Source organism: Streptomyces gardneri, from assembly GCF_006539185.1.
Classification (GTDB): Bacteria; Actinomycetota; Actinomycetes; order Streptomycetales; family Streptomycetaceae; genus Streptomyces; species Streptomyces gardneri.
Genome location: NZ_BJMN01000042.1, coordinates 1 through 19,715 on the forward strand (window position 1 = coordinate 1; position 19,715 = coordinate 19,715).

Genomic DNA, 19,715 nt, shown 5'->3' on the forward strand with positions numbered 1-19,715 from the left:
ACCCCCGCCCCGTTGTGGGTTGCGCCCGCCGCACCCCACCCCGTTGTGACCATTCGTCCCGCCGGGGCGGGGAACCGGACGGCGCCCCACCCCGTTGTGGCCGTTTGTCCCGGCCGGCGATCGGGCGGCGCCCCACCCCGTTGTGGGCATTCGTTCCGCTGGGGCGGAACGGGTGGGCACAACGGGACGGCGCCCCTTGCCGGGCCTAGGCTTCCGCGCCTGGACCCGCACCCGGTGTGCGGCACCCCGGTGGTGCGGGTAGGTGCAGGGAGCGGAGGCGCCCGCAGAGGGCGCCGTCCCGTGTGCCCACCCGTCCCGCCCTGCGGGACGATTGCCCACACGGGGGTGGCTGCAAGGCCCCCGCACGGGCGGGGCGCGAGGTCCACGCAGGAGAGACGCAGGCCCACGCAGGCCGGGCGCAGGCACACGTGGCGTGGGTGGCTCGATCCGGCCTACCCCGGTGCCGTCAGGCGGAAGGCGTCCAGGGCCAGGGTCATCTCCGTGAGGTCCCGCGGGCGGGACAGTGACCTGGACGTCAGTTGTTCCAGGCGGCGCAGGCGGTTGAAGACCGTGTTCCGGTGGCAGTACAGGCGCCCCGCCGCCCGCCCCGCCGACCCCTCGCAGTCGAGCCACACGTCCAGCGTCTCCAGGAGGACCGCCCGGTCCGCCGGGTCCAGTTCGAGGAGGCCGCCCAGGACGTCCGAGACCAGCAGGCTCGCCATCTCCGGCTGGCCCACCACCAGCGCCCCCGCCATCCGGCGGTCGAGCCGCACGATCTGCCGGCTCCCCGGCGGGCACGTCCGCAGGGCCAGCTCCGCGAGGCGCCGCGCCCGGCCCAGCTCGGTCAGGCCGACCACGACCGGACTGATCCCGCCCGGCCCCGGGCACCGCCCGTCGAGGAGCTCCGACAGCGCGTCCAGACCGGTCTCCCCGGCCAGCGCCACCACCCCGATCTCGCAGTCCGCGCCCATCCGCCACAGGAACCGCACGCCCTCGCCCTGCACCTGCCGGTGGAACGGCTCCCGCTCCTCCCGCCGGTCGTAGCGCAGCACCACCACCGCGTACCGCCCCTGCTCCGGCAGGTCCAGGCCCGCCGCCGCACGCGCGACCAGCTCGGGCGACCGCTGCCCCTGGAGCAGCGCGTCCAGGAGCGCCTGGAGCTGCTCGTCGGTCCGGCGGCGCAGCTCCGCCTCCCTCGACCGGTACGCCTCCGACGCCGTGTCCGCCTGCGCGTCCACCGCCGACCACACCGTCGTCGCCGACTGCATCAGCGCCGTCAGGTGCGCCGTGTCCGCCCCCGCGCCCTCGATCAGCGCGTCCCACACGAGGTGCCCGGCATGCCGGTACGCGTGCACGACCAGCTCCAGGGGCATGCCCTGCGCGGCCCGCCGCCGCCCCATCTCCTCCGCGTGTTCGAGGTCCCGCCGGGGCGAGTTCCGGGGCGCCGAGATCATTTCGACCCCGATCCGCATCGCCTCGTGGGCCTCCTGCCAGTGCTGGTCGTACGGCAGGATCCGCCCGTAGGCGGGCTCGTACGCGTGCAGCTCCCTCAGATGCTCGTCCACCAGTTCCGGTACCCGCTCCAGAAGCGTCGTGCACGCCTCGGCGAGCACCTTCCAGTCGTCACCGGTCCGCCGTCTGCGCCGTCCCATGCCCGGAGGATCCACCGCTCCGGGCCCTCGGCACACCCCTGACGCGCAGCGTTGTGCGCATGCACAGCCCATCGCCGTCCCCGCTGGTCACCGGCAGCGATTCGGTCACCGGGCGTGGACGGGCGGTCCGGCGCGGTGCTGGGGTGAGCGCCATTGAACGGCCGGGTAACAAAAACGGCCGGGGAAGGGGATCCATGGGAGGAACCGCACCCGCCCTGGAGGTCAAGGACCTCACGGCGGGATACGGACCGGTGCGCGCGCTGCGCCAGGTGTCGCTGACCGTACCGGCGGGCGCCGTCGTCACCGTCCTGGGCGGCAACGGCGCCGGCAAGTCGACCCTGCTGCGGGCCGTCTCGCGCACCCTGCGGTTCCACGGCGGGTCCGTGGTCTCCGGCACGGTGAGCCGTGACGGCCGGCCGCTCGACGGGCTGCCGCCCGACCGGGTCGTCACCGCCGGCGTCTCGCAGGTGCCGGAGGGCCGCCAGGTCTTCGCCCGGATGACCGTCGAGGACAACCTGCGTGCGGGTGCCCTCGGCCGCCGCGGCGACCGCGCCGCGAAGGCCGCCGCGCTGCGCCGGGTCCACGAGCTCTTCCCGGTCCTCGCCGACCGAGCCCGCCAGCAGGCGGGGCTGCTCTCCGGCGGCGAACAGCAGATGCTCGCCGTCGGCCGCGCCCTGATGGCCGCGCCGGGCCTGCTCCTCCTCGACGAGCCGTCCCTCGGGCTCGCCCCGCTGATGGCCGCCCGGATCGCGGACGCCGTCCGCGAGATCAACGCCCAGGGCACGGCGGTGCTCCTGGTCGAGCAGAACGCGGCGCTCGCCCTGCGCCTCGCCTCCCGCGCCTACGTCCTGGAGGTCGGCGAGGTCACCCTCTCCGGCCCCGCCGCCGAGCTCGCCGTCTCCGACGAGGTCCGCCGCCGCTATCTGGGCGTGGTCGACGAGGACGCGGCCGCCGACGCGGCCCGCGCCCGGACCGCGCACCCGGTCCTGTCCCGCTGGGAGGAGAGCCGATGACCGACACATCAGCGGGTGCCCCGGAGGCCCTGGTCGTCGAGGACCTGACCGTGCGGTTCGCCGGGCTCACCGCCCTCGACGGCATCGGCTTCACCGTCCGGCCCGGCACCGTCCACGCCCTCATCGGCCCCAACGGCGCCGGCAAGTCCACCTGCTTCAACGTGCTCTCCGGCGTCTACCGGGCCACGGCCGGCTCCGTCCGGCTCGGCACGCACGAGCTGACCGCCCTGCCCCCGCACCGGATCGCGGACCTCGGCGTCGGCCGGATCTTCCAGAACCTGGCCCTGCCGCCCCGCGCCACCGTCGAGGACAGCCTGATGCTCGGCCGTCACCGGCTCACCCGCACCGGCTTCCTCGCCGCCGGCCTCCGGCTTCCCTCCGCCGCCCGCGAGGAGGCCCGCCACCGGGCCAGGGTCCGGGAGATCGCCGCCTTCGTCGGCCTGGAGAAGCAGCTCGCGCAGCCCGCGGGCGCCCTCCCGTACGGGCAGCAGAAGCTCGCCGAACTGGCCCGCGCCCTCTGCATGGAGCCGAAGCTCCTGCTCCTCGACGAACCCGTCGCCGGCATGACCGCCGACGAGCGGCGCCGTACGGCCTCCGTCATCGCGGGCGTCCGCGACGGCCTCGGCATCTCGGTCCTCCTCGTCGAGCACGACATGGGCCTGGTGATGAGGCTCGCCGACTCCGTCACCGTCCTCGACTTCGGCCGCCGGATCGCCGACGGGGCACCCACCGACGTCCAGAACGACCCGGCGGTCGTCCGCGCCTATCTCGGAGAGGAGTCCGCCGCGTGAGCACCTTCGCCGAGTTCCTGATCAACGGCGTCTCACTGGGCTCGATCTACGCCCTCATCGCCCTCGGCTTCGTGGTCATCTTCCGCGCCACCGAGGTCGTCAACTTCGCCCACGCCTCCCTCCTCCTGGCCGGCGGCTACGTCACCGCCGTGCTCCACGACGAGATCGGCTTCTGGCCCGCGCTGCTCGCCGGGATCGCGGGCGCGGCGGTGGTCGGCGCGGCCGTCGAGTTCTTCGTGATGCGCCGTCACCGGGGCGCCGACCACAGCGTCCTCGCGATCGTCACCATCGGCGTCGACATCCTGCTCGCCACCGAGCTGACCCGCCGGATCGGCACCGACATCCTCGCCCTCGGCGACCCGTGGGGCGACGCCGTCCTCACCGTCGGCCCGGTCACCATCGCGCAGACCCGGATCGCCGCGCTCCTCGTCGCGGCCCTCCTCATCACCGCCTTCCTGCTCGCCTTCCGCTACACGTCCTGGGGCGTCGCCATGCGCGCCGCCGCCGAGAACCAGGAGACCGCCGCCCTCATGGGCATCAGGCTCGGCCGGGTCTCGCTCGGGGCCTGGGCGGTCGCCGGCGCGCTCGCCGCCGTCGCCGCGCTCTTCCTCACCGTCTTCCCGACACCCGGACTGGAACGGGCCACCTCGCTCGCCGCCCTCAAGGCCTTCCCCGCCGCCATCCTCGGCGGCCTCGACTCCACCACGGGCGCCCTCGTCGGCGGACTCCTCGTCGGCATCACCGAGTCCCTCGCCACCGGCTACCAGAGCGACCTGGCCTTCCTGGGCCGGGGCATCGGCGACCTCGCCCCCTACCTCGTCATGGTCGCGGTGCTGCTGATCCGCCCGGCCGGACTCTTCGGTACGAAGGAGCTCGCCCGTGTCTGAGACCCTCGCCCGCGGCGGCCTGCGGGTCCGTACCCCCGCGCTGTACGGCTGGGCCGCGGCCGCCCTGGTCCTGGTCGCGCTCCCGTTCTACCTGGACCGGTTCTGGCTCCAGGCAGGGCTGTTCGCCATGGCCGCCGCCCTCGGCGCCCTCGGCATCAACCTGTTGACCGGAGCCACCGGTCAACTCTCCATGGGGCACGCCTTCTTCCTTGCCGTCGGCGCCTACGGCTACTGCCTCTTCGCCGGCGACGGCACGGACGGACTCGCCGGCCTCGGACTGCCCGGCTGGCTCGCCGCGGTCCTCGCGGTGGCCCTCGCGGGCCTGGCCGGCGGGGTGTTCAGCCCGATCGCGGGCCGGCTGCGCGGCGCGTACCTCGGCATCGCCACCCTCGCGCTGATCTTCATCGGGCAGCATGTGCTCTTCAACGCCCATGACCTCACCGGCGGTTACAACGGCCGCGCCGTCCCGCCGCTCTCCCTCTTCGGCCTCACCTTCGACGACACCGAACTCCTCGTCGCCCAGGTGCCGTTCGGGGCGGTCGAGAAGCTCTGGTACCTGGGCCTCGCCCTCCTCCTCGGCGGCGCCCTCTTCGCCCGCGGAGTCCTCAGGGGCCGCCCGGGGCGCGCCATGAACGCGATCAGGGACCACCGGATCGCCGCCGGGGTCATGGGCATCCCCGTGGCCCGCTACCGCGCCGCCGTCTTCGTCCTCTCCTCCATGTACGCGGGCCTGGCGGGCGTCCTGCTCGCGCTGGTCTTCCAGCGCACCGTGCCGGAGTACTTCGGCATGGCGCTGTCCCTCGAATACCTGGCCATGATCGTCATCGGCGGTCTCGGCTCGGTCGCCGGCGCGGTCGCCGGAGGCGTCTTCGTCTCCCTCCTCCCGCAGCTCCTCACCCGGTACAGCGACGCGCTGCCCCTGGTCTCCGCCCCGGGGACGGGCGGGATCGCACCGGGGGAGGCCTCGCGCTACCTCTACGGCGCCGCCGTCGTCGCGGTGGTGCTGTTCCTGCCCGGCGGCCTGGCGCGTCTCGCCGCCCGGAAACCCAAGAGCCCCACGCCCCACGACACCCCACCACCCTCTTCTTCCACCGAACCCTCAGGGGAGGCACGATGAACCACCGACGACAGGCCGTGCGGGGCCTGGCGGCCGCGCTCGCCGCACTGGTCGCCCTCACCGCCGCCGGATGCAGCTCCAAGGCCAAGACCGGCGACGGCAAGCAGACCGGCGCGGGCGGGGTGAAGACCGGCGAGGGCGTCACCGACAAGACGATCGCGCTGGGCGCCCTCACCGACATGACCGGCGTGTACGCGACCCTCGGGAAGAGCGTCACCCAGGCCCAGCAGCTGTACGTGAAGCAGGTCAACGCCGCCGGCGGGATCTGCGGCCGGCAGCTGGAGCTCACGGTCCGCGACCACGGCTACGACCCGCAGAAGGCGCTCGCCGCCTACACCGAGCTGGAGCCGAAGGTCGTCGGCTACACCCAGTTCATCGGCTCCCCGTTCGTCGCCGCGGTCAAGCCCCAGGTCGACGGCAAGGACAAGGGGCTCGTCCTGCCCCAGGCGTGGTCGGCCTCGCTGCTCGGCTCCCCGTACATCCGCGTCCTGGGTGCCACGTACGACGTCGAGACGATCAACGCCGTCGACTTCCTGCTCAAGGAGAAGGGCCTGAAGTCGGGCGACAAGCTCGGCCACGTCTACTTCGAGGGCGACTACGGCGAGAACGCGCTGAAGGGCTCGAAGTACGTGGCCGGGAAGGCCGGTCTGACCGTGGTCGAGCAGAAGATCAAGCCCACCGACAACGACATGTCGGCGCAGGTCTCGGCGCTCAAGCAGGCCGGGGTCAAGGCCGTCGTCATCAGCGCGGGCCCCCGCCAGGCCGCCTCCCTCGTCGGCGTCGCCGCGGCCACGGGCCTCAAGGTCCCGGTCGTCGGCAACAACTCGGCGTTCGCGCCGCAGCTCCTCGGCACCCAGGCGGGTCCCGCCCTGGAGAAGATGTACTGGTTCGCCTCGCCGAGCCTGCCCATCGGAGCGGACACCCCGACGGCGAAGAAGCTCGTCGCCGACTACCAGGCCGCCTACCCGGGCGACAGCCTCGACAACGGCATCGTCGCCGGCTGGACCGCGGCCGGCGTCTTCGGCGAGGCGCTGAAGAAGGCCTGCGCGGACAAGGACCTCACCCGCGAGGGCGTCGACAAGGCGCTCCTGACCCTGAAGGCCCACGACGCGGGCTTCGGCATGACCCACGACCTGGGCGACCCGAAGGCACCGTCCTCCCGCGAGTCCGTCATCATCCAGCCGGACAAGTCCGTCCCCGGCGGCATGCGCACGGTCCGGCAGCCGTTCGTCGCGGAGGCGGCGAAGTCCTACACGCCCTGATCCGTGAACCCGGTCCGCCAGGACGGGCGGACCGGGGCCCAGCCGAGGGCACGGGCCCGGGTGTTCACCGCGCCCCGGGCCCAGGGCGTCCGCCCCTCGGCCCGCTCCGGGGCCGGGACACCCAGGGCGTCCGCCAGGACCGGCAGCCAGTCGTGAGCGGCGGCGGGCTCGTCGTCCACCACGTTGTACGCCCCCGAGGGCCACGCGAGGGCCCGTACGGCCGCGTCGGCGGCATCGGCGACGTGCACGAACGAGCTCACCGAGGCGTCCGCCGCCGTGCTGCCGAGGAACCGGGCTTCCGGGTCCCCGGCCAGCGAGGCGGCCACCGCGCCGCCCGGCGCGTACCAGGTACCGGGCCCGTAGAGGATCCCGTAGCGCAGGACGACGGCCTCGGGAAGCTCGGACACCACGGCCTCCAGGGCCCGCACCCCGGCGACGATCCGGGCCCGGGGCAGCTCCTCCGTCCCGTCGAGCGGTACGGACTCGTCGGCGGGCGCGTCCCCGGGGGCGTACGCCCAGCTGATCGACTGCGCGACGATCCGTCCGACGCCCGCCGCCCGCGCCGCGTCCACGAGGTTCCGGGTGCCCTCGACCCGCACCCGGTTGTTCGCGGCGCCGTCCGCGCCACCCAGGTCCGTCAGCTGGTGCACCACGGCGTCCGGCGCGGCCTCGGCCACCGCGCGGCGTACCGCCCCGGCGTCCAGCACGTCCACCGGACGTGGACCGCGCCGGGAGATGCCCACCACCTCGTGCCCCGCGGCTTCGAGGCGGGGGACGAGCTGACGACCCACGGCGCCCGTGGCGCCCGCAACCAGTACACGCATGCGCCCCAGAGTAAAAGATCTTCACGTCCAGGAAACATGGCGGTGTGAAGCTCGGGCCCATGACTGCACGTATGACCGCGCACATCGAGGAGAACCGCTCCCACCCCGACCTCGCCGGCCTGCTCGGCGCCTACCACCTGGTCAACCAGGCGGAGAAGGGGACGACCGTGGAGACGGTCGCGGAGCTTCCGGCCGTATACCGCGTCGAGGCCGATGACCCCGCCGCCGCCTTCGTCGCCGACACCGTCCTGCTGGCCACTCCCGCCGGCGCCGACGCCCCGGCCGGCTGCGTCGTCCTCAAGGCACCCCGCGAGGGCCGTCCGCCCGAGATCAAGCGGCTCTGGGTCGCGCCCGAGGCACGGCGGAAGGGCCTCGCCAAGGCCCTCATGGCCGAGGCCCTGCGCCGGGCCGCCGCCTCCGGAGCGCCCGCCGTGCGGCTCACGGTCTGGTCCTGGCGCGACGAGCCGCTCGCCCTCTACCGGAGCCTCGGCTTCGCCACCGTCGCCCCATGGGACGACCGCCCGGACCTCCTCTGCCTGGAGAAGCCGCTCGACGTCGTCGAGCGGCTGTCACCCGAGGCCGTACGGGCCCACGCCGCCGGCGGTCTCGCCGCGCTCCTCGTGGACGCCGTCGACGGCGGGGCCTCCGTGGGCTTCCTGGCGCCCCTGGAGACGGCCCTGGCCGCCGCCTGGTGGTCCGGTGTCGCCGAGGAGGCCGCGGCGGGCGTCCGGGACGTCTGGGCCGCCTACGCCCCGGACGGGAGGCTGACCGGTGTCGTGACCCTCGTCCGCACCGGCACCGCCAACGGCCGGCACCGCGGCGAGATCGCCCGGCTCCTCGTCCACAGCTCCGCCCGCGGCCGCGGCCTCGGGGGGCGCCTGCTCGCCACGGCCGAGGCCCATGCCGCCGCCACCGGCCTCACCCTGCTCGTCCTGGACACCCAGACCGACAGCCCGGCCGAGCGGCTCTACCGGGGAGCGGGCTGGACGGCCGCGGGCACGATCCCGGACTTCGCCGCCGACCCGGCCGGCACCCTCCGCCCCACCACGCTCTACTACAAGCGCCTCGGCTGACGGCGCACGCCCCGGGCACACGAAAGGGCCCCGGGAGGCTTGTCGCCTCCCGGGGCCCTTCACGTACCACTCGTTCGTTGCGCTACCGCAGCTGCGCCGCGCGAGCCTCACGGCTCTCACGTCGGTTGCCGCGGAAGGTGTTCACCCGGCGGGCCGTCGCGAAGAGGGGGATCACGGCGCCCATCACCACCTGGAGCGCGCACCCGGTCTGGAGCAGGAACGCCCCGCCCGGGGCGTCGAACGCCCAGGCGGCCAGCATGCCCATCGCACCGACGATCCAGGCGAGCATCGCCACCGCGAGGACACCCCGCGGCTTGGGGTACTCGACCCGGCTCACCATCAGCCAGGCCACCCCGATGATCGCGAGGAGCGTCGGGACGAACGGCAGCTCCAGCAGCACGATCGAGACGACCGTCAGCGCGCCGAAGGGGCTCGGCATGCCCTGGAACATGCCGTCCTTCATGGTCACGCACGAGAATCTCGCGAGCCGCAGCACCACGGCGAGCAGCACCGCGACCGCGGCCACCGCCGAGACCTTCTGCTGCGCGCCGTCCGGCACCGCGACCATTCCGTACACGAGGACGAAGTAGGCCGGGGCCAGACCGAAGCTGATGAGGTCCGACAGGTTGTCGAGCTCGGCACCCATCGGCGAGCTGCGGAGCTTGCGCGCCACGATGCCGTCGAAGAGGTCGAAGATCGCCGCGGCCAGCATCAGGATCACGGCGGTGGCGGCGCTGTTGCGCGCCATGCCGGTCTCCGTGCTGCCGGTGAGATGCGGGATCAGGATGCCGGTCGTCGTGAAGTAGACCGCCATGAAGCCGCACGTGGCGTTACCGAGCGTGAGGGCGTCCGCTATGGACAACCTCAACGACAGCGGCATCTCCTCGGCCTCGTCGGCCGCGTCCGCCTCGGCGTCGGCAACCCATTCGGCGGCCCGTGTGTCGGGATCAATCACGGTCAATGCGAGTCACCCCCGCGGTTGTGGCCTGGCCGACCTCGACGGCGACCTCGACACCCTCCGGGAGGTAGATGTCGACCCGCGAGCCGAAGCGGATCAGACCGATCCGGTCACCCTGCTCGACCTTCGTCCCCTGCGGGATGTACGGCACGATGCGTCGTGCCACGGCACCCGCGATCTGGATCATCTCGATGTCACCGAGCTCGGTGTCGAAGTGCCAGACAACGCGCTCGTTGTTCTCGCTCTCCTTGTTGAACGCCGGGACGAACCCACCGGGAACGTGCTCCACGGACGTGACCGTGCCGGACAGCGGCGCACGGTTGACGTGGACATTCAGGGGGCTCATGAAGATGGCGACCCGGGTGCGCCCGTCCTTCCACGGCATGATGCTCTGCACCACACCGTCGGCGGGGGAGATGACCCGGCCCTGAGCGATCTCGCGCTCGGGGTCGCGGAAGAACCAGAGCATGCCGGCCGCGAGAGCGGTGGTCGGCACGGCGATGGCCGCGGCGCGCTTCGACTTGCGGGAGCGCACGAGGCTGAGCGCCGCGGTGGCCACGGTCGGCAGAAGCCACGGCGATGCTCCGCGTGCGATGCGTACGCCCTTGGGGCTGTCGCGGTGTGCAGAGGTTCGACTGTCGGGCATGGATGACCTTCGTAGCGGATGATGCCGCACGGGCAATGGGGGACGGCGGCTTTCCGGCGATGCTATCGGTTGCGGGGCGCAACTGGGCAAGCCAGGAACCGAGTCGACGGCCGGAAGACGAACACAGGGTGTGATCTTCTTCGCGGCCGAACCGACTCAAACGCGACAATCAACCCTGGAAGCGGTACTCCTCGAGCAGCCGACGACCAATGATCATTTTCTGGATCTCGGCGGTACCTTCACCGATGAGCAGCATCGGCGCCTCACGGTAGAGACGCTCGATCTCGTACTCCTTCGAGAACCCGTACCCGCCGTGAATGCGGAAGGCATCCTCCACGACCTCCTTGCAGTATTCGGAGGCGAGGTACTTCGCCATCCCTGCTTCGAGGTCGTTTCGTTCCCCGGAGTCCTTTTTGCGTGCTGCGTTCACCATCATGGCATGAGCGGCCTCGACCTTGGTAGCCATCTCGGCAAGCTTGAACTGAATCGCCTGGTGTTCGGCGATCGCCTTGCCGAAAGTGTGACGTTGCTGGGCATACGAGACACCCAGTTCGAAAGCACGCTGCGCGACACCGCAACCACGCGCCGCCACGTTCACACGGCCGACTTCCACGCCGTCCATCATTTGGTAAAACCCACGGCCCGTCGTGCCGCCGAGGACCCGATTGGCCGGAATGCGCAGTCCGTCCATGATGAGTTCGGTCGTGTCGACGCCCTTGTAACCCATCTTGTCGATCTTCCCGGGAATGGTGAGGCCGGGGCGGACCTCTCCGAAGCCGGGCTCCTTCTCGACGAGGAAGGTCGTCATCGACTTGTGGGGGGCGGTGCCCTCCGGGTGTCCTTCGTCACTTCGGACGAGAACGGCGACCAGCGTTGACGTTCCGCCGTTCGTCAGCCACATCTTCTGACCGTTCAGGACGTACTCGTCGCCGTCCTTGACCGCCTTCGAGGTGATGGCCGACACGTCCGAGCCGAGGCCCGGCTCCGACATCGAGAACGCGCCGCGCGTCTCGCCGGCCGCCATCCGCGGAAGGAAGTAGTCCTTCTGCTCCTGCGTGCCGTGCTGCTTCAGCATGTACGCGACGATGAAGTGCGTGTTGATGATGCCGGAGACCGACATCCAGCCACGGGCGATCTCCTCCACGCACAGCGCGTAGGTGAGCAGCGACTCGCCCAGGCCCCCGTACTCCTCGGGGATCATCAGACCGAAGAGACCGAGCTCCTTGAGCCCGTCGACGATCTGCTGGGGGTACTCGTCGCGGTGCTCCAGCTCGGTGGCGACCGGGATGATCTCCTTGTCGACGAACTCCCGGACGGTCTTGAGGATCTCCTGCTGGACGTCCGTGAGCCCGGCGGTCTGGGCGAGTCGGGCCATGGCTACTTCTCCGTCTTCTTGGCGGGCTCGATCAGCTCGGGGCGGCCGGGCTGCTCGCCGCCGCGCTCCTTGATGTACGTCTCGGTGGGCACCATGACCTTGCGGCGGAAGACGCACACGAGGGTGCCGTCCTGCTTGTAGCCCTTGGTCTCGACGTAGACGATGCCGCGGTCGTTCTTCGACTTCGACGGGGTCTTGTCCAGGACCGTCGTCTCGCCGTAGATCGTGTCGCCGTGGAAGGTCGGCGCCACGTGCCGCAGCGACTCGATCTCCAGGTTGGCGATCGCCTTGCCGGAGACGTCCGGCACGGACATGCCGAGCAGCAGCGAGTAGATGTAGTTGCCGACGACGACGTTCTTGCCGAAGTCCGTCGTGTTCTCGGCGTAATTCACATCCATGTGCAGCGGATGGTGGTTCATCGTCAGCAGACAGAAGAGATGGTCGTCGTACTCGGTGACCGTCTTTCCGGGCCAGTGCTTGTAGACGGCACCGACTTCGAACTCTTCGTAGGTACGACCGAACTGCATGGTGCTACGCCTCCGGGATCTCGAACTTGCTGGTGCGCTGCATGCCGGCGGCGCGGCCCTTGCCGGAGATGACCAGGGCCATCTTGCGGGAGGCCTCGTCGATCATCTCGTCGCCGAGCATCGCGGAGCCCTTCTTCCCGCCGGCCTCGGACGTGTAGTAGTCGTACGCGTCGAGGATCAGCTCGGCGTGGTCGAAGTCCTCCTGCGAGGGCGAGAAGATCTCGTTCGCGGCGGCGACCTGGTCCGGGTGCAGCACCCACTTGCCGTCGAAGCCCAGGGCGGCGGCGCGCTGCGCGACGGCCTTGTAGCCCTCCGGGTTGCGGATCTGGAGGTAGGGGCCGTCGATCGCCTGGAGGTTGTTGGCGCGGGCGGCCATCAGGATGCTCATCAGGATGTGGTGGTAGGCGTCGGCCGGGTAGCCCGGCGGCTGCTCGCCCACGACCAGCGACTTCATGTTGATGGAGGCCATGAAGTCGGCCGGGCCGAAGATGATCGTCTCGACGCGCTGGGAGGCCTGCGCGATCGCGTTGACGTTGGTGAGGCCCTGGGCGTTCTCGATCTGCGCCTCGATGCCGATCTTGCCGACCTCGAAGCCCATCGTCTTCTCGATCTGGGTGAGCAGGAGGTCGAGCGCGACGATCTGCTGGGCGTCCTGGACCTTCGGCAGCATGATGCAGTCGAGGTTCTGGCCGGCGCCCTCGACGACCGTGACGACGTCGCGGTACGTCCAGTGGGTCGTCCAGTCGTTGACCCGCACGACCCGGGTCTTGCCGGTCCAGTCGCCCTCGTTGAGGAACTTCACGATGGTGTGGCGGGCCTCGGGCTTGGCCAGCGGCGCGCAGGCGTCCTCCAGGTCCAGGAAGACCTGGTCGGCGGCGAGGCCCTGGGCCTTCTCCAGGAACCGCGGGTTGGAGCCGGGGACCGCGAGGCAGGAGCGGCGCGGGCGCAGACGGTTCACGGGGCTGGTCATGCGGGGACCTCCGTACTTTCAAGGGGGCTGAGCTTGTTCGCTTGCCGGATCTCGTCGACGATACGGCCGATGATCTCCGTGATGCCGAAGTCCTTCGGTGTGAAGACGGCGGCGACACCCGCACGCTTCAGATCTGCGGCGTCGGCGTTCGGGATGATCCCGCCGACGATGACCGGCACATCGGTCGCGCCCGCCTCGCGGAGGCGGTCGAGGACGTCCGGGACCAGCTCGGCGTGCGAGCCGGAGAGGATCGACAGGCCCACGCAGTGCACGTCCTCGGCGAGGGCCGCGTTGACGATCTGCTCGGGGGTCAGCCGGATGCCCTGGTAGACCACCTCGAAACCGGCGTCACGGGCGCGTACGGCGATCTGCTCGGCGCCGTTGGAGTGCCCGTCGAGGCCCGGCTTGCCGACGAGCAGCCGCAGCCGCCCGGCGCCGAGCTCCTCGGCGGTCCGCGCCACCTTGTCCCGCACGAGAGCCAGCGGGGTGCCGGCCTCCGCCGTCACCGCGACCGGGGCCGAGGAGACGCCGGTCGGCGCCCGGAACTCGCCGAAGACCTCGCGCAGGGCCTCGGTCCACTCACCGGTGGTGACGCCGGCGCGGGCGCACTCGAGGGTGGCCTCCATGAGGTTCCCGGTGCCCTTGGCGGCCTCCTTGAGGCGTTCGAGGGCCTTGCAGGGGCGCGGGTGGTTGAACGGCGGCTGGTAGCGGTTGTCCCGCCACGTCTTCAGCGAGCCGACCACCCGCGCCTCGACGGCCGGGTCGACCGTCATGATCGCGGTGTCCAGATCGGCGGTGAGAGGGTTCTCCTCCGTCGACTGGAAGATGTTGACGCCGATGATCTTCTCGTCGCCGGCCTCGATCCGGGCGCGCCGCTCGGCGTGCGAGGAGACGAGCTGCGACTTGAGGTAGCCGGACTCGACGGCCGCCATCGCGCCGCCCATCTCCTGGATCCGCTGGATCTCGGCCAGGCACTCCTCGACGAGCGAGTCGACCTTGGCCTCGATCACGTGCGAGCCGGCGAAGATGTCCTCGTACTCCAGCAGGTCGGACTCGTGGGCCAGCACCTGCTGGATGCGGAGCGACCACTGCTGGTCCCAGGGCCGGGGCAGACCGAGCGCCTCGTTCCAGGCGGGGAGCTGCACGGCCCGGGCGCGGGCGTCCTTGGAGAGGGTGACGGCCAGCATCTCCAGGACGATCCGCTGGACGTTGTTCTCCGGCTGGGCCTCGGTCAGGCCGAGCGAGTTGACCTGCACGCCGTAGCGGAACCGGCGCTGCTTCTCGTTCTCGATGCCGTACCGCTCGTGGGTGATCTTGTCCCAGATGCGGCCGAAGGCGCGCATCTTGCACATCTCCTCGATGAAGCGGACGCCCGCGTTCACGAAGAACGAGATGCGGGCGACGACCTCGCCGAAGCGGTCCTCCGGGACCTGACCGGAGTCGCGGACCGAGTCGAGCACCGCGATCGCGGTGGACATCGCGTACGAGATCTCCTGGACCGGAGTGGCCCCCGCCTCCTGCAGGTGGTAGCTGCAGATGTTGATCGGGTTCCACTTCGGGATGTTGTTGACCGTGTACGCGATCATGTCCGTCGTGAGGCGGAGCGAGGGGCCGGGCGGGAAGACGTGCGTCCCGCGCGACAGGTACTCCTTCACGATGTCGTTCTGGGTGGTGCCCTGGAGCTTGGTGATGTCCGCACCCTGCTCCTCGGCGGCCACCTGGTAGAGCGCCAGGAGCCACATCGCCGTGGCGTTGATGGTCATCGAGGTGTTCATCTGCTCCAGGGGGATGTCCTGGAACAGCCGTCGCATGTCACCGAGGTGCGAGACGGGGACGCCGACCCGGCCGACCTCGCCGCGGGCGAGGATGTGGTCGGGGTCGTAGCCCGTCTGCGTCGGCAGGTCGAACGCGACCGAGAGGCCGGTCTGACCCTTGGCGAGGTTGCGCCGGTACAGCTCGTTGGACGCCTCGGCGGTCGAGTGACCGGCGTAGGTCCGCATGAGCCACGGCCGGTCCTTCTGGCGCTCAGTCATCTATGGTCCCGGTGTCAGATGTTGCGGAAGCGGTTGATGGCGTCGATGTGCTTCTCGCGCAGCTCCGGGTTGCTGACACCCAGGCCCTCCTGCGGCGCGAGCGCGAGGACGCCGACCTTGCCCTGGTGCAGGTTGCGGTGGACGTCGTAGGCGGCCTGGCCGGTCTCCTCCAGGGAGTAGACCTTCGACAGCGTCGGGTGGATCTTGCCCTTGGCGATCAGGCGGTTGGCCTCCCACGCCTCGCGGTAGTTGGCGAAGTGCGAGCCGATGATCCGCTTGAGCGACATCCACAGGTAGCGGTTGTCGTACTCGTGCATGTAGCCCGAGGTGGAGGCGCAGGTGGTGATCGTGCCGCCCTTGCGGGTGACGTACACGGAGGCGCCGAAGGTCTCGCGGCCCGGGTGCTCGAAGACGATGTCGATGTCCTCGCCGCCGGTGAGCTCGCGGATGCGCTTGCCGAAGCGCTTCCACTCCTTCGGGTCCTGGGTGTGCTCGTCCTTCCAGAACTTGTAGCCCTCGGCGTTGCGGTCGATGACCGCCTCGGCGCCCATCGCGCGGCAGATGTCGGCCTTCTCCGGGGAGGAGACGACACAGATCGGGTTGGCGCCGCCGGCGAGGGCGAACTGCGTGGCGTACGAGCCGAGGCCGCCGCTCGCGCCCCAGATGAGGACGTTGTCGCCCTGCTTCATGCCGGCGCCGTTGCGGGAGACCAGCTGGCGGTAGGCGGTGGAGTTCACGAGGCCCGGGGAGGCCGCCTCCTCCCAGCTGAGGTGGCCGGGCTTCGGCATCAGCTGGTTGGACTTGACGAGGGCGATCTCGGCGAGGCCGCCGAAGTTGGTCTCGAAGCCCCAGATGCGCTGCTCGGGGTCGAGCATCGTGTCGTTGTGGCCGTCGGAGGACTCCAGCTCGACCGAGAGGCAGTGGGCGACGACCTCGTCGCCGGGCTTCCACGAGTTCACGCCGGGGCCGGTGCGCAGCACGACGCCCGCGAGGTCGGAGCCGATGACGTGGTACGGCAGGTCGTGGCGCTTGCTGAGGTCGCTGAGGCGGCCGTAGCGCTCCAGGAAGCCGAAGGTCGACACCGGCTCGAAGATCGAGGTCCAGACCGAGTTGTAGTTGACCGAGGAGGCCATCACGGCGACCAGGGCCTCGCCCGGGCCGAGCTCGGGCAGGGGCACGTCGTCGAGGTGCAGCGACTTGCGCGGGTCCTTGTCGCGGCTGGCGAGCCCGGCGAACATCTCGGCCTCGTCCTTGTGGACGGTGATGCCCCGGTACGACTCGGGGAGCGGGATGCTCGCGAAGTCGGCGGACGTGGCGTCCTGCGACTGGATCGCGGCCAGGATTTCCTTCACGGGTTGCCTCCGGCGATGAGCGTCCTGAGGGAGGGACGCCTGGGGGTTACGGCGGGAAGTGCTGCTGCTGTGGAGGTGTGCCGTCGGTTCGGCTCGGGTGGTGCGGTGGCGCGGCGCTGGTGGCGCGAGGGTGCCTGTGACGCAGGCGTCCGGGCGCACGAGCCGTCGGCTTGTGGGGACAGCCGGCGAACGAGGTGTTCTCTGCTCGCCGGCCGCCCGGACAACATCAACGTATGACACGCCGTGCCACCGCACAAGGCACTGCGTGCCAACAATTTCACTCAGATGCAATCCGCCCGTCACGGATGAGCGATGATCGATCGAAATCCGCCCTGAACTGGGACGATACGAAGAAGGCCGCCCCCGGGAACCGGGAGCGGCCTGCTCGATGGAGCGGTGTTCAAGGCATTCTCAGGGGCTCTTGAGCGCCTGCTGGATCGTGCGCATGACCTCGTCGAGCGGGGCGTCCGTGCGGGCCACGGCGACCACCACGTCACCGGTGGTGGAGGCCCTGACGGCCGGCGCCTGCTCGGTCTGCGGGGACGGGGCCGGCCGGCCCGCGCCTATGCCGCTGCCGAAGGTGTCCCGGACGATCGCGAAGGCGTGGTCCAGCTGGGCCTCCACGTCGCCCTGGCCGCCCGCCCGCAGCCAGCGGCGCAGCACGTGGTTGTGCGCGGTGACGACCGCCGAGGCGGCCACCTCCGCGAGCAGCGGGTCGTCGTTGCCGTCGTGGTGGTCGCGCTCGTCGAAGTGGCCCAGGAGATAGCGGGTGAACAGCCGCTCGTAGCGGGCCACCGAGGCGATCTCCCGCTCCCGCAGGGTCGGCACCTCACGGGTGAGCCGGTAGCGCTCCACGGAGACCGCGGGGGAGCCCGCGTACATCTTCATGACTTCCTTGATGCCCCGGCACACGGTGTCGAGCGGGTGCTCGTGCGGCGGGGCCGCGTTCAGCACCGCCTCCGCCCGCACCAGCGTGTCGTCGTGGTCGGGGAAGATCGCCTCTTCCTTGGAGCGGAAGTGGCGGAAGAAGGTCCGCCGGGCGACCCCGGCCGTGGCCGCGATCTCGTCGACCGTCGTCGCCTCGTACCCCTTGGTGGCGAAGAGCTCCATCGCCGCCGTGGCCAGCTCCCGGCGCATCTTGAGCCGCTGGGCGGCGGCACGGGTGCCCGCCGCGCTCTCCGGAGCGTCGGACGTGGACGTGGCACGGGGTGTCTTCGCGGCCTTGGGCATGGTCCGAACGTACTGCATCGGAGTGGGAGTGTGCCCAGGTGGGGGCGGGGAGCCCCCCGGGGCACCGGAGGTGCCCGGGGAGCTCAGCAGGCCGCCCCAGCCCGCGGTGGGCGGCTCAGCGGCGGGCATATTCGCGGAAGCCGCGTCCCGTCTTGCGGCCGAGGCAGCCGGCGGCCACCAGGTGCTCCAGGAGCGGGGCCGGAGCGAGGCCCGGGTCGCGGAACTCGCGGTGCAGCACCTGCTCGATCGCGAGCGAGACGTCCAGACCGACCACGTCGAGCAGCTCGAACGGGCCCATCGGGTAGCCGCCGCCCAGCTTCATCGCGGCGTCGATGTCGTCGAGGGTCGCGTAGTGCTCCTGGACCATCTTGATCGCGTTGTTCAGGTACGGGAAGAGCAGCGCGTTCACGATGAAGCCGGCGCGGTCGCCGCAGTCCACCGGGTGCTTGCGGATCTTCGCGGTGACCTCGCGGACGGTCGCGTGGACGTCGTCGGCCGTCAGGACCGTGCGGACGATCTCGACCAGCTTCATCGCCGGCGCCGGGTTGAAGAAGTGCATCCCGATGACGTCCTGCGGGCGCGAGGTGGCCCGGGCACAGGCCACGACCGGCAGCGAGGAGGTCGTGGTGGCGAGCACCGCGCCCGGCTTGCAGATCTTGTCGAGCCGCGCGAACAGCTCCTGCTTGATCTCCAGGTCCTCGGCGACCGCCTCGACGGCCAGGTCGACCTCGGCGAAGGCGTCGAGCGTGCCCGCGGCGGTGATCAGGGCCAGGGTGGTGTCACGGGCCTCGCCGGTCATCCGGCCCTTGTCCACGGAGCGGGCCAGGGACTTGGCGATCCGGGCCTTGGCCGTGTCCGCCTTCTCCTGCGAGCGGGCCGCGAGGACGACCTCGTACCCGGCCTTCGCGAAGACCTCGGCGATGCCGGAGGCCATGGTGCCGGAGCCGGCGACGCCGACCGAGCGGACCTCACGGGCGGCGCCGGCGTCGGCGGAGGTCAGCGGGGTGAGCGCGTCCCGGACGACCTCGCCGGAGCCCGGCGCCTCGTACGTGTAGAAGCCGCGGCCCGCCTTGCGGCCGGTCAGGCCCGCCTCGCTGAGCTGCTTGAGGATCGGGGCCGGGGCGTGCAGCCGGTCGTGCGAGGAGGCGTACATGGCCTCCAGGACCGTACGGGCCGTGTCGACGCCGATCAGGTCGAGCAGCGCCAGCGGGCCCATCGGCAGACCGCAGCCCAGCTTCATCGCCGCGTCGATGTCCTCGCGGGAGGCGTACTTCGCCTCGTACATGGCGGCGGCCTGGTTCAGGTAGCCGAAGAGCAGACCGTCCGCGATGAAACCGGCCCGGTCGCCGACCGCCACCGGCTCCTTGCCGAGGTCCTGCGCGAGCCGGGTGACGGCGTCGACGGCCCGCGGGTCGGTCAGCACGGAGGAGACCACCTCGACCAGCTTCATCGCCTGCACGGGGGCGAAGAAGTGCAGGCCGAGCACCCGCTCGGGGTGGGCCGAGTCGGCGGCGAGCCGGGTGACGGAGAGCGCGTTGGTGCCGGTGGCCAGGATGGCGTCGGGCCGGACGATCCCGTCGAGCGCCCGGAAGACCTCCTGCTTCGCCTCGTACGACTCGGGCACGACCTCGATCACGAGGTCGGCCTCGGCGGCCGCCTGGAGGTCGGAGAAGGTGCGGAAGCGGGCCAGGACGTCCTGCCGCTCCTCCTCGGTGATCCGCTCGCGGGCCACGGCGCGGGCGGTGGAGGCCTCCAGGGCGGCGACGGCCCGGGCGGAGGCGGTGTCGTCGATGTCGATGCCGATGACCTCGCGGCCGGCCCGGGCGAGGACGTCGGCGATGCCGGTGCCCATGGTGCCGAGACCGACGACGGCGATGGTGGAGAGAGGGGTGTCCATCAGGGGACTCCAGGGAGGAAGAGTGACGACTGAGGGCAGTGCGCGCGCGAGAGGGAAAGGGCGCGGGAAAGAACGAGGGCGAAGCCCTTGGAAGGAAGGGCGAAGCCC

17 protein-coding genes are annotated in these 19,715 nt (G+C 71.2%); 6 read left to right on the forward strand and 11 right to left on the reverse strand.

Going from position 1 to position 19,715, the window contains the following annotated elements; genetic code table 11:
- Positions 1 to 452 precede the first annotated feature (452 nt).
- Complete coding sequence (locus SGA01_RS29290) at positions 453 to 1,652, reverse strand: PucR family transcriptional regulator (protein ID WP_141300093.1); 1,200 nt, start codon at positions 1,650 to 1,652, stop codon at positions 453 to 455.
- A gap of 194 nt (positions 1,653 to 1,846) precedes the next feature.
- Between SGA01_RS29290 and SGA01_RS29295 the strand changes: the two genes are divergently transcribed.
- From SGA01_RS29295 to SGA01_RS29315, 5 genes are read left to right on the forward strand one after another with little or no spacing between them, the layout of a single operon-like run.
- Positions 1,847 to 2,665 (forward strand): ABC transporter ATP-binding protein, encoded by an 819-nt coding sequence (locus tag SGA01_RS29295; protein ID WP_141300095.1) that lies wholly within the window; start codon positions 1,847 to 1,849, stop codon positions 2,663 to 2,665.
- Positions 2,662 to 3,456: an ABC transporter ATP-binding protein gene (locus tag SGA01_RS29300; RefSeq protein ID WP_141300097.1), complete on the forward strand. Its 795-nt coding sequence runs from the start codon at positions 2,662 to 2,664 to the stop codon at positions 3,454 to 3,456. Before SGA01_RS29295 ends, SGA01_RS29300 begins: the two co-directional genes overlap by 4 nt.
- The gene (locus SGA01_RS29305; protein ID WP_055640585.1) at positions 3,453 to 4,343 is read left to right on the forward strand and encodes a branched-chain amino acid ABC transporter permease; all 891 of its coding nucleotides are present in this window, start codon (positions 3,453 to 3,455) and stop codon (positions 4,341 to 4,343) included. Before SGA01_RS29300 ends, SGA01_RS29305 begins: the two co-directional genes overlap by 4 nt.
- Positions 4,336 to 5,460: a branched-chain amino acid ABC transporter permease gene (locus tag SGA01_RS29310; RefSeq protein WP_141300099.1), complete on the forward strand. Its 1,125-nt coding sequence runs from the start codon at positions 4,336 to 4,338 to the stop codon at positions 5,458 to 5,460. Before SGA01_RS29305 ends, SGA01_RS29310 begins: the two co-directional genes overlap by 8 nt.
- Complete coding sequence (locus SGA01_RS29315) at positions 5,457 to 6,722, forward strand: ABC transporter substrate-binding protein (RefSeq protein WP_141300101.1); 1,266 nt, start codon at positions 5,457 to 5,459, stop codon at positions 6,720 to 6,722. The genes SGA01_RS29310 and SGA01_RS29315 overlap by 4 nt, the downstream gene beginning before the upstream one ends.
- Here SGA01_RS29315 and SGA01_RS29320 read toward each other — a convergent pair.
- Positions 6,710 to 7,546, reverse strand: a complete 837-nt coding sequence (locus SGA01_RS29320) for an NAD-dependent epimerase/dehydratase family protein (RefSeq protein WP_141300103.1) — start codon at positions 7,544 to 7,546, stop codon at positions 6,710 to 6,712. The genes SGA01_RS29315 and SGA01_RS29320 overlap by 13 nt on opposite strands.
- A 59-nt stretch (positions 7,547 to 7,605) precedes the next feature.
- On the opposite strand from SGA01_RS29320, the gene SGA01_RS42985 reads away from it, so the two are divergent.
- Entirely contained in the window at positions 7,606 to 8,619 is a 1,014-nt protein-coding gene (locus tag SGA01_RS42985; protein WP_371866201.1) for a GNAT family N-acetyltransferase, read from the forward strand.
- A gap of 82 nt (positions 8,620 to 8,701) precedes the next feature.
- Here SGA01_RS42985 and pssA read toward each other — a convergent pair whose 3' ends face one another.
- The 9 genes from pssA to SGA01_RS29370 all read right to left on the reverse strand — a co-directional run bounded on the left by pssA (position 8,702) and on the right by SGA01_RS29370 (position 19,607).
- Entirely contained in the window at positions 8,702 to 9,574 is an 873-nt protein-coding gene (pssA, locus tag SGA01_RS29330; protein ID WP_141300220.1) for a CDP-diacylglycerol--serine O-phosphatidyltransferase, read from the reverse strand.
- Entirely contained in the window at positions 9,567 to 10,223 is a 657-nt protein-coding gene (locus SGA01_RS29335) for a phosphatidylserine decarboxylase (protein WP_055640581.1), read from the reverse strand. The genes pssA and SGA01_RS29335 overlap by 8 nt, the downstream gene beginning before the upstream one ends.
- A 169-nt stretch (positions 10,224 to 10,392) precedes the next feature.
- On the reverse strand, positions 10,393 to 11,598 hold the full coding sequence (locus SGA01_RS29340; RefSeq protein ID WP_055640580.1) for an acyl-CoA dehydrogenase family protein: 1,206 nt from the start codon (positions 11,596 to 11,598) through the stop codon (positions 10,393 to 10,395).
- 2 nt (positions 11,599 to 11,600) lie between these two features.
- Positions 11,601 to 12,125 (reverse strand): MaoC family dehydratase, encoded by a 525-nt coding sequence (locus tag SGA01_RS29345; RefSeq protein WP_030320137.1) that lies wholly within the window; start codon positions 12,123 to 12,125, stop codon positions 11,601 to 11,603.
- Positions 12,126 to 12,129: 4 nt separating this feature from the next.
- The gene (locus SGA01_RS29350) at positions 12,130 to 13,095 is read right to left on the reverse strand and encodes an HpcH/HpaI aldolase/citrate lyase family protein (protein WP_055640579.1); all 966 of its coding nucleotides are present in this window, start codon (positions 13,093 to 13,095) and stop codon (positions 12,130 to 12,132) included.
- Positions 13,092 to 15,128 (reverse strand): ethylmalonyl-CoA mutase, encoded by a 2,037-nt coding sequence (locus tag SGA01_RS29355; RefSeq protein WP_141300105.1) that lies wholly within the window; start codon positions 15,126 to 15,128, stop codon positions 13,092 to 13,094. The genes SGA01_RS29350 and SGA01_RS29355 overlap by 4 nt, the downstream gene beginning before the upstream one ends.
- Before the next feature lie 14 nt (positions 15,129 to 15,142).
- Complete coding sequence (ccrA, locus tag SGA01_RS29360) at positions 15,143 to 16,480, reverse strand: crotonyl-CoA carboxylase/reductase (RefSeq protein ID WP_141300107.1); 1,338 nt, start codon at positions 16,478 to 16,480, stop codon at positions 15,143 to 15,145.
- 411 nt (positions 16,481 to 16,891) lie between these two features.
- Positions 16,892 to 17,710, reverse strand: coding sequence for a TetR family transcriptional regulator (locus tag SGA01_RS29365; RefSeq protein WP_055640576.1), 819 nt, complete (start codon positions 17,708 to 17,710; stop codon positions 16,892 to 16,894).
- Between the two features lie 115 nt (positions 17,711 to 17,825).
- Complete coding sequence (locus SGA01_RS29370) at positions 17,826 to 19,607, reverse strand: 3-hydroxyacyl-CoA dehydrogenase family protein (protein ID WP_055640575.1); 1,782 nt, start codon at positions 19,605 to 19,607, stop codon at positions 17,826 to 17,828.
- Positions 19,608 to 19,715: the final 108 nt, after the last annotated feature.

Bases quoted from the DNA above. Each gene is read 5' to 3' on its own strand.
- SGA01_RS29290 (WP_141300093.1), bottom strand. From the start codon at position 1,652: ATGGGACGGCGCAGACGGCGGACCGGTGACGACTGGAAGGTGCTCGCC.
- SGA01_RS29295 (WP_141300095.1), top strand. From the start codon at position 1,847: ATGGGAGGAACCGCACCCGCCCTGGAGGTCAAGGACCTCACGGCGGGA.
- SGA01_RS29300 (WP_141300097.1), top strand. From the start codon at position 2,662: ATGACCGACACATCAGCGGGTGCCCCGGAGGCCCTGGTCGTCGAGGAC.
- SGA01_RS29315 (WP_141300101.1), top strand. From the start codon at position 5,457: ATGAACCACCGACGACAGGCCGTGCGGGGCCTGGCGGCCGCGCTCGCC.
- SGA01_RS29320 (WP_141300103.1), bottom strand. From the start codon at position 7,546: ATGCGTGTACTGGTTGCGGGCGCCACGGGCGCCGTGGGTCGTCAGCTC.
- SGA01_RS42985 (WP_371866201.1), top strand. From the start codon at position 7,606: ATGACTGCACGTATGACCGCGCACATCGAGGAGAACCGCTCCCACCCC.
- SGA01_RS29335 (WP_055640581.1), bottom strand. From the start codon at position 10,223: ATGCCCGACAGTCGAACCTCTGCACACCGCGACAGCCCCAAGGGCGTA.
- SGA01_RS29340 (WP_055640580.1), bottom strand. From the start codon at position 11,598: ATGGCCCGACTCGCCCAGACCGCCGGGCTCACGGACGTCCAGCAGGAG.
- SGA01_RS29345 (WP_030320137.1), bottom strand. From the start codon at position 12,125: ATGCAGTTCGGTCGTACCTACGAAGAGTTCGAAGTCGGTGCCGTCTAC.
- SGA01_RS29350 (WP_055640579.1), bottom strand. From the start codon at position 13,095: ATGACCAGCCCCGTGAACCGTCTGCGCCCGCGCCGCTCCTGCCTCGCG.
- SGA01_RS29355 (WP_141300105.1), bottom strand. From the start codon at position 15,128: ATGACTGAGCGCCAGAAGGACCGGCCGTGGCTCATGCGGACCTACGCC.
- SGA01_RS29365 (WP_055640576.1), bottom strand. From the start codon at position 17,710: ATGCCCAAGGCCGCGAAGACACCCCGTGCCACGTCCACGTCCGACGCT.
- SGA01_RS29370 (WP_055640575.1), bottom strand. From the start codon at position 19,607: ATGGACACCCCTCTCTCCACCATCGCCGTCGTCGGTCTCGGCACCATG.